The 12,161-nt window shown below is 39.4% G+C and carries 11 protein-coding genes and 1 pseudogene; 6 read left to right on the forward strand and 6 right to left on the reverse strand.

What is annotated here, in order from left to right; translation table 11 throughout:
* Positions 1–510: 510 nt before the first annotated feature.
* Positions 511–1,227 (reverse strand): response regulator transcription factor, encoded by a 717-nt coding sequence (locus A3775_RS15430; protein ID WP_066374877.1) that lies wholly within the window; start codon positions 1,225–1,227, stop codon positions 511–513.
* A gap of 137 nt (positions 1,228–1,364) precedes the next feature.
* On the opposite strand from A3775_RS15430, the gene A3775_RS25265 reads away from it, so the two are divergent.
* Positions 1,365–1,499, forward strand: a complete 135-nt coding sequence (locus A3775_RS25265) for a hypothetical protein (protein ID WP_255362679.1) — start codon at positions 1,365–1,367, stop codon at positions 1,497–1,499.
* A gap of 409 nt (positions 1,500–1,908) precedes the next feature.
* On the forward strand, positions 1,909–2,535 hold the full coding sequence (locus tag A3775_RS15435) for a CPP1-like family protein (RefSeq protein WP_066374778.1): 627 nt from the start codon (positions 1,909–1,911) through the stop codon (positions 2,533–2,535).
* A 126-nt stretch (positions 2,536–2,661) separates the two neighbouring features.
* On the opposite strand, the gene A3775_RS15440 is transcribed toward A3775_RS15435, so the two are convergent.
* The 4 genes and pseudogenes from A3775_RS15440 to A3775_RS25080 form a co-directional block, all read right to left on the reverse strand.
* On the reverse strand, positions 2,662–3,369 hold the full coding sequence (locus tag A3775_RS15440; protein WP_066374781.1) for an HAD family hydrolase: 708 nt from the start codon (positions 3,367–3,369) through the stop codon (positions 2,662–2,664).
* Between the two features lie 38 nt (positions 3,370–3,407).
* A complete protein-coding gene (hppD, locus tag A3775_RS15445; protein WP_066425734.1) occupies positions 3,408–4,451 on the reverse strand; it encodes a 4-hydroxyphenylpyruvate dioxygenase in 1,044 nt (347 codons plus the stop codon).
* 228 nt (positions 4,452–4,679) lie between these two features.
* Positions 4,680–5,636, reverse strand: coding sequence for an NYN domain-containing protein (locus A3775_RS15450; protein ID WP_231867024.1), 957 nt, complete (start codon positions 5,634–5,636; stop codon positions 4,680–4,682).
* Positions 5,637–5,828: 192 nt separating this feature from the next.
* Positions 5,829–5,930 (reverse strand): annotated as a pseudogene (locus tag A3775_RS25080) (IS1 family transposase); the annotation flags it as partial.
* Between the two features lie 134 nt (positions 5,931–6,064).
* Between A3775_RS25080 and A3775_RS15455 the strand changes: the two are divergent.
* The 4 genes from A3775_RS15455 to A3775_RS15470 all read left to right on the forward strand — a co-directional run bounded on the left by A3775_RS15455 (position 6,065) and on the right by A3775_RS15470 (position 10,578).
* Positions 6,065–6,664 carry a cytochrome b/b6 domain-containing protein gene (locus A3775_RS15455; protein WP_066374788.1) on the forward strand — a complete coding sequence of 200 codons (600 nt, stop codon included), beginning with the start codon at positions 6,065–6,067 and terminating at the stop codon, positions 6,662–6,664.
* A gap of 233 nt (positions 6,665–6,897) precedes the next feature.
* Entirely contained in the window at positions 6,898–7,620 is a 723-nt protein-coding gene (locus A3775_RS15460) for a molybdopterin-dependent oxidoreductase (protein ID WP_066374799.1), read from the forward strand.
* A gap of 333 nt (positions 7,621–7,953) precedes the next feature.
* Positions 7,954–9,387, forward strand: a complete 1,434-nt coding sequence (locus A3775_RS15465; RefSeq protein ID WP_066374801.1) for a bifunctional orotidine-5'-phosphate decarboxylase/orotate phosphoribosyltransferase — start codon at positions 7,954–7,956, stop codon at positions 9,385–9,387.
* Between the two features lie 117 nt (positions 9,388–9,504).
* Positions 9,505–10,578, forward strand: a complete 1,074-nt coding sequence (locus tag A3775_RS15470; RefSeq protein WP_066425738.1) for an AI-2E family transporter — start codon at positions 9,505–9,507, stop codon at positions 10,576–10,578.
* Positions 10,579–10,831: 253 nt separating this feature from the next.
* Here the strand turns inward: A3775_RS15470 and A3775_RS15475 are convergent, their stop codons facing one another.
* Positions 10,832–12,007: an FAD-dependent oxidoreductase gene (locus A3775_RS15475; protein WP_066425740.1), complete on the reverse strand. Its 1,176-nt coding sequence runs from the start codon at positions 12,005–12,007 to the stop codon at positions 10,832–10,834.
* Positions 12,008–12,161 lie beyond the last annotated feature (154 nt).

The following is a 12,161-nucleotide window of genomic DNA, read 5'->3' on the forward strand; positions in this document are numbered from 1 at the left end:
ACATCATCAGGAAAAATTTACCATAAGTCTCGTCTTAAAACAACAGGTTAAAACCTGTTGAGTCCGTGTTACCCGTTAAACTAAACTTGCTTAAATCTGTTCAAAGACTTAAGACGTTAGCTTCCTGTTTCATTCTGGTAATGTCGGCATTATCCAGTCCACAGGCTTAAAATCGGGCGTAACTCACCCTATTTTGGAGTTTTTACATTGAGAGGCTTTGCTACTTTACTCCCTGATTTTCAGCCATTTAAAATTTCTGGATTTTCTCAATTACCTTGCTACAGGCTGGCTACTCTCAAAAGTTTTGTACAGGTTCTCAAGCCTAAAATTTTTTTAGCTTGGTTTTCGCTTATCCCTAATCATAGTGGATTTTGAGTAAGTTTGAGCAAGTTTTTCAGCACTGTTTAATTCCCTACGGGGAAACAAGCTACATCCCCTCTCTAAAGAGTAGGGGTTCTCACACTCCCACTATGTTTTGATAGTGCAACAACTCTGAACAAAAACTAATATTCAGGAATTTGTTTCTAACTGGGAGTTAGTAGAACATTCAAATTTATACCCAACTCCACGTACAGTCTGAATTAGTGCCGGTTGGGTGACATCAACTTCAATTTTCTTACGAATTTGACCAATATGCACGTCTACAACGCGCTGATCACCAACATATTCATAATCCCAGACTTCTTGAATCAGTTCTGCACGCCGCCACACTCTACCAGGATGGCTAGCTAAAAAATGCAGTAGGTCAAATTCTAAAGCTGTTAAGGGTACGGGTTCGTTGTTGAGTGTTACCTCGCGCCGCACCGGATCGATCATCAATTTTTCAAATACTAGGCGTTTTTGTTCGGCGGTGGTGACAACTCGCTGTCTTCTCAAAATCGCTGCTACTCTGACTTCTAGTTCTCCTAAGCCAAACGGTTTAGTGAGATAGTCATCAGCACCTTTAGAAAAGCCGCGAATCTTGTCAGCCTCATCTGCACGGCTAGTCAGCATGAGAACAAAAACACCATTACGACTTTGCATCTCTTGGCAGAGGTTAAACCCAATCACATCTGGTAAATTCACATCGAGAATTACCAAGTCGGGGTTAAATTGCTCAAATAAAGACAAGGCTGTCTTACCATCTTCAGCCGCCTCTACCTGATAGTTTTGCTTCAACAAAAAGCGTTGGATTAAATTCCGAACCGCCGAGTCGTCATCTACTACAAGAATCTTGGCAGGAGCCATGACCATCACTTTTCACAAAATTTATTAATATTAACAGTAGTTTTGCGTAAATACGCAGTTTCCACTTGGGATTATTTTAGAGACTACAAAGCTCAAAAATAAATTTTCTCAGTTATCCAGATCCTAGTGTAATCAAGATGCTGAACAACGACACTGGGAAAGCTATAGTAGCTATTTTGACGATTAAAATCAGGTATTATGTTCAACTTCATGTCCAGCTACCCAATGTCAGCTTAGGAGCCACAAATGCTGATTTAGCCGGGAGATTTTAGGAATCTCATGAGAATGGGCATGGAAAACTGTTTAATTTTATAACTTTATGTGGATTGATACCACTACTGAATTTGGGACTCAATCATGGTAATTTCCTCAAATTACGGTAAATTGCTCTCATCAGCAACAGAAAAGATTTTTGCGAAAATCAAGGATTTTTGCGGTATTTCCAGTTGCAATTCTAGGTTATAACCAGAACTGGTCAACGACATGAGGGTATGCACGGAGTTGTGACAATATGTTAAAGTGGCTGTAGTTAAAATTATCGGTCAATCTGGCTAACGCGTGCTACTATCCTGGTAGAGCATAAAATTCGGTCGATACTTTTGTTTTCGATCAAATTAAAATCTAAAATTGTTATTCTTCAACACAAAACTGCCGCAGACTAAGGCTGAAGTATAAACTCCCATGAGCGATCAAAATCCCTACGAAAAACTTGGGGTATCAGAAGATGCTAGCTTCGATGAGATTCAAGATGCTCGCAATCGTCTGATGGAGCAATATAGTGGCGATGCCAAGAGTTTAGAAATCGTTGAGGCGGCTTACGATGCGATTTTAATGGATCGCTTACGGATGCGCCAGGAAGGAAAAATCAAGGTACCTGAGCGTATCCGCTTCCCAGAACTGAGAGTACAATCGCCTCCTAAAGAAAGCCCAACCCCTCGTGAAAAGTCACCTGCGTGGCTGCAAAATCTCCTAGATCAGCCGACAACGGCAGATGTGCTGTTACCTGGTGCTTGGTATGTGGGTTTGAGTACGATTAGTATTTTTTACCCAGCTACAGGCGATCAGGTTTTACAGCTGGCGTTAGTGGTTGGGGTAGGAGTGAGTGTTTACTTTCTTAACCGCAAGGAAGGTAGATTTGGCCGAGCAGTTTTGTTTACTCTGATTGGGCTAATTATCGGCTTAATTGCAGGGGGACTAATTGCTGGCTGGCTCTTGCCACAAATAACGTTTCTCAATCTCACAGCTAATCAGTTTTCGACTGTGCTGACGTTTATATTGTTGTGGTTAGTTAGCAGTTTTTTGCGTTAAATCAATCGAACATTCTAACTCAGCCTTCAGAAAACCGATTCACCCAGCCATACCCCAACCAACCTAATTACTGTCAAGAAGAAATACAGCTACTACCCCCTCCCTATTCAGGAAGGGGTTATTAATTTAACTTTTTACGGCGACAGTGGCGACTGCGGATTTTAAAATCACGTCTACGGCAGTGCTTAAATTCGGCACAATCAAGTCAGGTTGATAAAGTTCTAATTGGGTGCGATCGCGAATCCCAGACTCGACGGCTATGACTTTGATATCATGCTTTTTGGCGGCGGCAATGTCGGCTTCTGTATCCCCCACCATCCACGTATCAGCTGCCGGTGGTAATTCTGCCAATGCCTTTGTCATTAATAAGGGTTTATCTTCAATATCACGGGTTTTTACATAGTCATTACTCAGGCAATAACAGCGATTTTCTGGAAAAAATTTGGTTAAATCGTGTTTTTGGCAGGCATAGTCTAATTCTCGGACTCGGCGCATTGTCATTACCGCTAAATCAATCCCCGCCTGTTGAATTTTTAATAATGCTTCGACAGCACCGGGGATGAGGCTGTCATACTCAAAATAAGGTTGTGTGTGTACTGTTTTGCGTCGTAATTGGGCGAATTCTTGGGCTTGCTGCTCATCTAAACCAGAGTTTAAGGCAATTTGCTTTTCAGGAACACGTTCACGCTTCATCTGCCAAAATTCCGCTTTCGACAGCTGTCGCACTGGTTGATCAGGAGAGCGAATTTCCTGTAAACAAAATTGATAAACACGGTAGTATCTCTGGGAAACATCCATAATCGGGCCGTCGAAGTCGGTAATTAGTCTCAGCATTGGCGCAAGTTAATGTTAATTTTTATGAAATTATCCCATTATTGGAGAGTGCCGCGTTTAATTTGTTCAGTTTCAATGGCTTCAAACAAGGCGCGGAAATTTCCTTCACCAAAGCCTTGCGCTTGACGACGACGTTCAATAAATTCAAAGAAAAAGGTTGGTTGTCCAAAGATGGGCTGAGTAAAAATTTGTAACAATACGCCGGGATGAACATCTGGTTGCCAATCGACTAAAATTTGCTGTTGGGCGATCGCTTCTAATTCCACAGGTGATAAAGGCAGTTTGGGGCGTTTTTGCAGTTGTGAGTAGTAGGTTTGGGGAACGGAAAGTAAGGATAAACCACGCTGACGAAATTGGGCGATCGCATCCACTAAATTCGGTGTTTGCAAAGCAATATGTTGAATTCCCGCACCACGATTTACATCTAAAAATTCCTGTATTTGGGAATTTCTGGAAGCTGGCTGATTAATCGGTAATTGTACGCTACCATTGCGGGAAACCATCACTTGACTATACAAGGCAGAGCGAGCAGTTTGAATTTTAAAACTTTGTCGCGGTTGAAAATCTAACACTTTGTGATACCAATTCACCGCCGCCTCTAAATCACCTGCTGCTACATTCAACACTACATGATCAATAGCGGTGACAAAGTGAGTTGATGCAGTTATTTGAGAATCTTCATCTGGTATCGGTAGTTTTTCGAGTAATGTATGCGTCAACCCACCCCAAGCGGTGATTTTGCTGCACTTGCGGGTAAGATTACCGATTTGGCGTTCCGCAATCGATTGTAAAACTGTAGCACCGTTAGCTTGAGCGTGGGCGATCGCCGCTTCCACATCTTCCACCACAAAAGCAATATCCGCCACACCAGGGGGATGTTGTCGCAAAAATTCCGCCACTGGGCTAGTTGGTAATAACGGCGCAGACAGCAAAAACTTAACAACACCACTTTTAACCGCCTCTGTGCGCGTGTGGAAGGAACGGATACCACTGGCTATGGGCGTAAAACCCAAATAATTGACAAACCAATCCCGCCAGACTTGAGCATCTTCTACATAAAAGTGAACATGATCAATTTTCATAAACTCTCAAAATCTAGCACTACAGCTTATATAACTCTAAATTCTCTCTTTATAGTTATATTTCCGAGTCTTTCCTAGGCAATAATTATTTAAACACACTTCGTTGAGGTAGTGCTTCCGTAGACAAAGCCTACACTATAGCACCGCCTACCACAAGATTTTTAAAATTACCAGTAATATTTACATTTATTTAATATATTTATATTATACCAAATGAAAGCATAAAATTTACTGACACCGAGTTATTTCGTATTCCTTGCCACTCAGTTTTAAACTAAATTTAGGGGATGACTGTAAAAACTTGGTAAAACTAGAACCTAGTTTTAATTCCTTGATAATTGCATTCGGAGATTTACCACAGGTTTTACGTAATTCTGAGCCTAGCTTGGACACAGTTAACTTAGTTGTAGGCGATGCAATATAGGTATTATTAATAATATCTATAAGCAGATTTTCTAATTCAGCTTGAGAATTAATTACTTTGACAGTAGAATTTAATTGTGTCAACTCATCCGGCAAAGAAGATGATAAATTTTTTTCTAATTTTACTGAATTTTTCTCATTAAATTCCAGATGACATCGCTCTTGAAAAAGAGTGGCTATCTCTACTAAATTATTCAGCTTTGCCTCAATAGATTCTTGTTCAGCTTTAATTAAACTCTCAATTTTCTGCACCACATCCTCTAAAGAAGGAACTGCCATTGCTAACGACAGATGATAAAAAATATCTTTTCCTGTCTGACGGTTTTCTATATGCAAAATTTGCCCTTGTCGCCGCACCCAATATACTGTCAACCCTTGATTTTGCAATTGATTACACAGGTGAGTTAAAATTCCATCGCCAGAACAGACTAAAACTTCTTTAACACTGGGATAAGAACGTAAAATACTAGCACCAATCGCAATCATTTTGGCATCAGCACCATCTTTACCATCAGGAACATGAATCAGTTGATAACCGCGTTCATATAATTCCACATCATGCTTACTCACACTAGGATTTTTCCAATTAGCAAACCCGATTTTAGTAGTCAGAGGATATTGACAGATACTAGCCAAAAATGCCTCTACTTCCAGAGAAATTTTTAAATTTTCTACATCTAAAAGCAATAGAGAACTGCCTAACTCTACCGAATTATTTTGAATCTCTAATTGTTGGTGAATTATCTTGATAACTTTACCCACAACAGGCGACTCTAACCAACCAGTAGCGAGGATGGTTTGCAGGATTTGTGTCAAGGATTCTAAACTATCAGTAGCGTTTGTCTGTACAGAGTTGCTTTCTAAAGTCAGTTTTGTAGCGGGAGTTACCGATATTTGCTTATGTCCGTTAATATCCGCAATCAATTCATCTTTTTGGGCATAGGGTAAAGCAGATTCTAGGAATTGTTTACCGCAATTTTTACAAAGGTAATTCTGCTTACCATTCCGATGACCATTTTTACGGTATGAAGTTGATGCACAGTGAGGACATTTCATTTTTGTGTTGAGCTTGTCTTGTGCTGATGATTACCTTTAAATATGCTATTTGAAAAGTATACTTTACATTTTTTAAGATAACTGTTAAATAATGTTTAATAAAAACCTCTAAAAACAAAATTTTATCCGTAAATATGACTACAACCAATCCGAAACAACCGCGCAAGTTACCGACTCAGGCGATAGGGGCGAAAATTTTTCATACTATCAACATCATTAGCTTATTCCTGATGATGACAAGTGGATTGCAAATTTACAACGCTAACCCAGTGTTTGGCGGGCGTTCAGGTTTACATATTCCGCCGATATTTACATTAGGAGGTTGGTTAGCAGGTGGTAGACATTGGCACTTTGCGGCGATGTGGTTATTTTCCTTAAATCTTTTCTGGTATGGAATTTATATTGTCATCACTCGACGTTGGCGGCATAGATTTGTCGGTGCGAATGACTTGAAAGCATTACAAAAAACTAAAAATTCCCAGCGTTTAGTATATGCTTGGCATCGCATTGTTTACACATCGATAATTCCAATTTTGCTGTTGGCATTACTCACAGGTATAGGTATGTATAAACCTGCTCAATTTCCTTGGATTGTCGATATGTTTGGTAGTTGGCAAGGATTGAGAATTGTGCATTTCGCTTCAGTGCCAATGGTGGTAATATTTACAATTATTCATGCAGCTTTAGGTCGTCAAGCTGGAGGTGAAAAACTTACAGAGTCAATGTTTTGGTGAAACTATAGGAATTCGATTTGATTATTGGAATTACTAGTGTAGTTAGGGAACAGGGAATAGGGAACAGGGAACAGGTAGGAACAGGGAATAGGGAATAGGGAATAGGGAATAGGGAATAGGGAATAGGGAATAGGTAGGAACAGGGAATAGGTAGGAACAGGGGTTTACTGAGTTTTTTTTCAGAAATCAAATATGGTTCCTATATCAAATACAAGCATACTGCATAATTAAATATGAATTTAATTCGCTTACGTCGTCCCCAATTAACACGCCGTGAATTCTTGAAAATTTCCGGTGTTTCTAGCATAGGTTTATTGCTTGGTGGTTGTGGTACTCCAATATTTGAAGATTTGGTTGGTACACTTTCTGCGCCACTGAATCAAAAAGTTGAGAAACTAATATTTAATCAACACAAGTTAGTACCAGAATTTTCGCCGAGTGAAATTCAACCAGAAGCTTTGATAGTGAATAGCTTTCGGTATACGCCAATTATTGACTTAGAAAAATATCGTTTAGTCATTGATGGCGAGGTAAATAATCCTTTGAGTCTCAGCATGGCAGAAATTCAGAGTTTACCGCTAACTTCCATGATTATACGCCATGTTTGTGTCGAAGGTTGGGCGGCGATTGTCCAATGGGGTGGTGTGCGTCTGCAAGAAATTATTGCGCTGGCGCAACCTAAAAACAATGTCCGCTATGCTTATTTTAAATCTGCTGATGGCTACTATGAAAGTTGGGATATTGCTTCAGCTTTACACCCACAAACCCTGTTAGCTTATCAAAAAAATGGCGCAGCTTTGCCAGTAGAAAATGGTGCGCCTTTACGTTTAGCTTCTCCGATTAAATTGGGTTATAAACAAAGTAAGTGGGTTACTCAAATTACCCTCACCAGTTATTTAACACCTTTTAAGGGTTATTGGGAAGATCAGGGTTATGAATGGTTTGCCGGCATCTAAATCAAGGAGGTTCAAGGGATACTTTTATCTTGCCCTTTAACTATTTGCTAGAGATAATTAAATGTGAAATCTATTTTTTTCGTAGTGATACCAATTCTCTATGAAGTTTCACAAAATAAATGATGTAGAGACGTTGCATACAACGTCTCTACAGTGCAGAATAAAGTCCATCTATGGCTACGCCACGCAAGCATATTAGTAGGGTGCGTCAGATGTTGAAAATCTGTGATTTTTACCCAACTATCGTTCCTGATGCACCCTAAACGAGATTTTAATGATGACACTTGCGTAAGTCCTATTTATTAAATTTTTGTACTTATTTCTGAAAAAAACATGAATTTTTTTGATAAATTACATGGCAGCATTTCCCAAAATAACAGTTTACTATTTGTGGGACTTGATCCAAATCCAGAGATGATGCCGTCTGAGTATGAATCTCAAAATATGATTTCTGGTTTGTGGGATTGGATGCAATTTATCATTGCGGAAACGGCTGATTTTGTCTGTGCTTATAAGCCCACATTAGGTTTTTATGAAGCTTTGGGTATTCCAGGTTTGGAACTATTACAAAAAACTTTAGCAGCTATCCCCAATCATATCCCGATTATTTTAGATGCTAAACATAGTGATTTAAATACTAGCACTATATTTGCTCGCACTGTGTTTACAGAATGGCTGGTGGATGCTATCACTCTCAGCCCCTACACAGGACAAGATCATGTAGTGCCGTTTTTGGTTTATCCTGATAAAACGGTGTTTATTTTATGTTGCACTTCTAACCCAGGTGCAGAAGCTTTACAACAATATCCCAGCAACGCATCACCGCTTTATTTACAGGTAGTAAAAGAGTCAAAAAATTGGGGTACTCCCGAACAATTAGCTTTAGAAGTCGGAACTAATAAGCCTGATGTTTTATCTCAAATTCGGACAATTGCACCGGAACGGATAATTATGGCGCGGAGTATTTGGGCTGAAGGCGGTAATTTGAAGCAAATTCTAGAAGCTGGTTTGGATGCTAATGGGGATGGTTTATTGATTCCTGTGCCTCAAGATATGTTGGCAAAACGAAATTTATCTGAAGAAATCCAGTTTTTAAATAGAGAAATTAATCAGGTAAGAAATCAGGTGATTGAGAATGGTGAAACCTGTGCGGTTTGGCTACCAGATGTAGTTTCTGCAAATCAGCATCCTTTACATGATTTGATTTTGCAGCTTTATGATATTGGTTGCATTATGTTTGGTAATTTTGTCCAAGCATCAGGGGCAATTTTTCCTTATTATATTGACTTACGCAAAATCATTTCTAATCCCCAAATTTTTAGTCAAGTTATCGCTGGCTATGAGGAGATTTTAAAAAATCTCTCTTTTGATAGGTTAGCAGGTATTCCTTATGGTTCTTTACCTACGGCTACAGGTTTGTCTTTACGGTTGCATTGCCCGATGGTTTTTCCGCGTAAGGAGGTAAAAGCACACGGAACTAGAAAATTAATTGAAGGTAATTTTCATCCTGGGGAAACGGTAGCGGTCGTTGATGATATTCTGATTAGTGGTAAAAGTGTAATGGAAGGTGCAGAAAAGTTAAAATCTGCGGGTTTAAATGTCCGTGATATTGTAGTGTTTATTGATCACGAACAAGGGGTAAAAGATAGACTACAACAAAATGGCTATCGCGCTCATGCAGTTTTAACTATTTCTGAAATTACAAAGGTGCTGCATCAATCAGGAAGAATTAACGATGAGCAATTTTTGGCGTTAAGTGAAAGTTAAAGCTTCAAATTTCTGTCATACTGAGAATTAAGAGCTATGCAAAGTAAATTGGCATAGCTCTTACTATTGGTAGATGTATGATGTAAGTTTTTCCAGACATATTCTTGACTCAATATTATGAATATATCTCTCGAAGAATTACTTAAATTGTTAATTGCTACTTTGTTATTTCCGCTAGTGTTTATCAATGGTTGGTTAGTTTTGCGTTTTTTTGAATATTTCCAGCCGCTAGTGGCAATTTTTATCTTAGCAACTTTGCTAGCTTTTATTTTAAATTATCCGGTTTCGCTGTTGCAAGAAAGAGGAATTAAGCGTAATTATGCGATAGCTTTAGTATTTTTCGTGGCTTTGTTAGTATTAATCATTGTGGCGATTATATTAGTGCCAGTAGCAATAGAACAATTTCATGAAATTGCCAAACTCCTACCCCAGTGGATTGATGCTAGTCAGGCGAGAATTCAAAATTATATTGATTTGGTATGGGGAGAAAGGTTTCAGGTGAATGTCAGTCAAATAATTACCAGGTTAATTGATAAGATACCAGATGAATTAGAGCAAATATCTGATAAATTGTTAAGTATAGCTATCGATACAATTGATAGTCTTTCGGAAGCATTGGTAACTATAGTTTTGACTTTTTATTTCTTATTAGATGGTCAGAGAATTTGGGAAGGTCTATTTAAGAAGTTACCTTGGTCTTTTGCTCAAAAGTTAAGCCAGTCTATTCAGGATAATTTTCAAAAATATTTGATTGGTCAAGTAAGTTTAGCTTTTTTGGTGGGAACTTCCCAAACTTTGATGTTTTTGGGGTTTCGAGTTGAGTTTGGGTTGCTGTTTGGTTTGGGAATTGGAATTTTTAGTTTAATTCCGTTTGGGGATGTGGTGAGTTTAATTGTGATCAGTTTAATCATCGCTTCCCATGATTTTTGGTTAGCGGTGAAAATTTTAGCTGTAGCTGTGATTATAGACCAGTTGATTGACCAAGCGATCGCACCCCGACTGTTTGGTACTCTCACAGGAGTTAGGCCCGTATGGGTGTTGATTTCTTTGCTACTAGGTACTTATATCGGTGGGTTGATAGGATTGATTATCGCCGTACCTGTGGCGGGTTTAATTAAAGATATAGTCGATGGCTGGGAGTCGGCAGCCACACCGGAACAGTTAACGCCAGAATCTACTTCCTCACCATGAGTTAATTTTTTGTCTGGGGAAAAAATTAGGCGATCGCTTCTTAACTGTTGTTTATCAGCATTTCTCTACTTACGCAATTCTACCATGTTGTAAAAATCGCATATCTTTTATGCAATTTTTGCATTTTCTCGGATGCGCTCAAGTCCAATAAATGGCATCCTCTATTGGTAGGAATAGAGTTGATGGCATACATAAATAAGTACCCCGGTGGTTATAGCTGGGGGCTTTTTATTAGGAGAAAAATCTGGATAATCTAGGGAAATTGTGCCATGAAGCGGCGATCAATCCAGTCTTTCCACTGCCAGAGGAGTGGGTGAGGTGGTAAAGTGAAACAGCCTTTATTAGCGATCGCCCGTTGTTCTCCTGTACCAATTAAACTTAAATACTGTGGCTGTGGTTTGTAGGGTAGGAGTGATTTACCCCATAACATTCGCCGCAGGTTAGTAAATAAAGGTTTTCCTTGACGCACAGCAAATACACCCGCTTTTGGTAGGGGATGGTTTTCCATTGTCGCAATGTCACCAGCCGCAAATACTTCTGGGTGGCTGAGAGATTGCAATGTATCTTTGACTAAAATAAAGCCTTGCTCATCTGTAGCTAATCCTGTAGTTTTTAACCATTGGGGTGCTGAGGCTTGCGTTACCCAAAAAACTCTATGGGAATCTATGGTTAACCCAGATTCACATTTTACCTGCAATAATTCTCTGCCGGCAGATGGTGCAATCTCAGTCACAGTTTCACCCAGATGTAACTTCACGCCACGCTGAATTAACACCTGTTGCACAAGATGCTGTACCGATGGATGATGATTAGCCATCAGTTGACTATGACGCTGAAATAAATGAATTTGCAAATTTTGTAATGGTTGTTGCGCTTGTTGTAAGATGCGGTGGAGATGAGATTGCATTGATAAAGCCAATTCCACACCACCAGCACCACCACCGACAATGCTGATTGTGATGGGATTTTGGGGATTTTGTGCTACAGTGGCTACGAGTTCATACCAATGCTCTAACAATTGGTCTACTGGTTTAGCTGCGATCGCATATTTTGCTGCACCTGATACAGATATTGTGGCGGGAGTGCTGCCAATATCAATAGATAGTAAGTCAAAATCCACAGCAGGACAGTTAGCACAAATCACTTGATGGTTTTTTAAATCCAGGCCAACTACCTTGTCAATATATAATTGCGCTTGAGCAAAATTAGCTAATTTTTGCAAATCGATATGGCATTCCTCACGACTGTAAACACCAGCAATATGTCCTGGTAGCATTCCCGAATAGGGTGTATCTATAGCCGGAGTAATTAAAGTTAAACGCACTCCAGGTAGAGGCTTCATGCCAAACATTCTCAGTACAATAGCATGACTGTGACCACCACCAACTAATACTAAATTTTGTCCGCTCAACTGTAAAGGCGGCTGCATCTGTAAACTTAGGCACATACTGAGGCTAGGTTTCCTCTTAATCAGTTGGAAGAAAGCAGAGTATACGTAAGTGTGACGCTAATATCAACTTATATGATTCCTCCGATCAAGTTGAAGTTAACATAAATTTTTCTTGAATCATCAGTAATTACTC

It is taken from the genome of Anabaena sp. 4-3 (assembly GCF_001597745.1).
Classification (GTDB): Bacteria; Cyanobacteriota; Cyanobacteriia; order Cyanobacteriales; family Nostocaceae; genus Trichormus.

Coding starts and splice junctions, on each gene's coding strand:
- A3775_RS15430 (WP_066374877.1), bottom strand. CDS start 1,227: ATGGCTCCTGCCAAGATTCTTGTAGTAGATGACGACTCGGCGGTTCGG.
- A3775_RS15470 (WP_066425738.1), top strand. CDS start 9,505: ATGAATATATCTCTCGAAGAATTACTTAAATTGTTAATTGCTACTTTG.
- A3775_RS15465 (WP_066374801.1), top strand. CDS start 7,954: ATGAATTTTTTTGATAAATTACATGGCAGCATTTCCCAAAATAACAGT.
- A3775_RS15440 (WP_066374781.1), bottom strand. CDS start 3,369: ATGCTGAGACTAATTACCGACTTCGACGGCCCGATTATGGATGTTTCC.
- A3775_RS15435 (WP_066374778.1), top strand. CDS start 1,909: ATGAGCGATCAAAATCCCTACGAAAAACTTGGGGTATCAGAAGATGCT.
- A3775_RS25265 (WP_255362679.1), top strand. CDS start 1,365: ATGCTGAACAACGACACTGGGAAAGCTATAGTAGCTATTTTGACGATT.
- A3775_RS15475 (WP_066425740.1), bottom strand. CDS start 12,007: ATGCAGCCGCCTTTACAGTTGAGCGGACAAAATTTAGTATTAGTTGGT.
- hppD (WP_066425734.1), bottom strand. CDS start 4,451: ATGAAAATTGATCATGTTCACTTTTATGTAGAAGATGCTCAAGTCTGG.
- A3775_RS15460 (WP_066374799.1), top strand. CDS start 6,898: ATGAATTTAATTCGCTTACGTCGTCCCCAATTAACACGCCGTGAATTC.
- A3775_RS15455 (WP_066374788.1), top strand. CDS start 6,065: ATGACTACAACCAATCCGAAACAACCGCGCAAGTTACCGACTCAGGCG.